A 1,323-nucleotide genomic window follows, 5' to 3' on the forward strand; every position below is an offset into this window, starting at 1 on the left:
GAAGTGCTTCTGCCTCCTCTCAACAGTTTGATGGAAAGTGTTGGGGGATTTGTCAATGGTTTGATGGCATGGGCGAACGCCCATCCTGCTTTAACAAGCGCCATTATCAAAACCATTGCCGCTCTGATGGCTTTTAATATTGCTCTGCGTGTGTTGCGTTTTACTATGGCCGGGACACGCCTTGGGCTTCTTCAATTGATAGGCTCTTTTATCAAGCTTAGAGTACTCAGTCGTGGTCTTTCTGCAAGCTGGCGTGGCTTAGCAGCCGCAGGGCGCTTGCTGGGTTTGCTAACCGCGGGTCTTGGGGCAAGTTCACTCCGACTCTTACGCCCCATGACCTTGTTGGTCGGGGCTTTACGGGGGATTGCTGTCTCAGGAAGTGCATTTGCTGCCTCTTTTGGTTGGATGGGGACAGTGATCGAAGTGGTTGGGGCAAGTCTTTCCTCTGTTGTGGGGGGTATTTTTACTCCGATCGGGGCGGTCATTGCTGCTGTTGTGGCTGTCATCCTTGCTGCTGGTTTTGCTTTGTGGAAATACTGGGACCGTTTCTCTTCTTTTGTCAAAGGTTTTGCACGGGGGGTATCTCGGGCTTGGGGGCGTGCCTTTGAAGCCGTTATGCGTTTTTTTGGTGCTGATACTACCACCATCACCAAATGGAAAAACATCATTGCTGCTGCTTTCGACTTCTCTAAACATTGGCAAAAGTTTAAACAAGGACTTTCCTTTGTTGTCGAGTGGTTTGGCAATTTGTGGGAGAGCGTTAAACGAAGCTTTTCCAACTTTTGGCAATGGTTGAAGAGTTTTTTTACACAGGAAAAGCTCTCGGAGAGTGCCAAGGCTGGTATGGAACAAGCGGGCGAAGATCTGGCTAATTCGATTGTCGATGGCTTTATGTCATCTATCTCACAATTGATGGATTTTTGTAAATCTTTGCCTAGCCGCATTAAGGGGTGGATTGGTTCCATTGATGTAAGAGAGTTTTTGCCAAGTTTTTTGGGAGGAAAAACAACCATTCAACCGATTGCACAATTTGCGGGAGCTTCTCCTGTAAATTCATCTGCGAGAGAGCAAAGAGACAAAGACCGTTCCCCCATCACACACAATCAAAATGTCACGGTGCATGTCAATGGGGCGCGTGAACCCATGGCCACTGGTCGTGCGGTTGCCCATGCTTTGCAACGGGCACGCGCTAATGCGCTGCATGGCGGGACAGAATAAGGGGAGGGCGTCTATGAGAGATCCTTTACTGATGTTAGGACCACATCTTTTTTATGTGGACTGGCTGAATTTCCAATCCTTTGAGGAAGAGTTTTCTGCTTCATG

At 48.5% G+C, this 1,323-nt stretch carries 2 pseudogenes; both read left to right on the top strand.

Annotated features, from left to right (window positions below):
• A pseudogene (locus ACFIO3_RS13240) lies at positions 1–1,218 on the top strand (phage tail tape measure protein); the annotation flags it as partial.
• Positions 1,219–1,231: 13 nt separating this feature from the next.
• Positions 1,232–1,323 (top strand): annotated as a pseudogene (locus tag ACFIO3_RS13245) (phage tail protein); the annotation flags it as partial.

The sequence above is a fragment of the Bartonella sp. AD328YNZD genome (assembly GCF_042196425.1).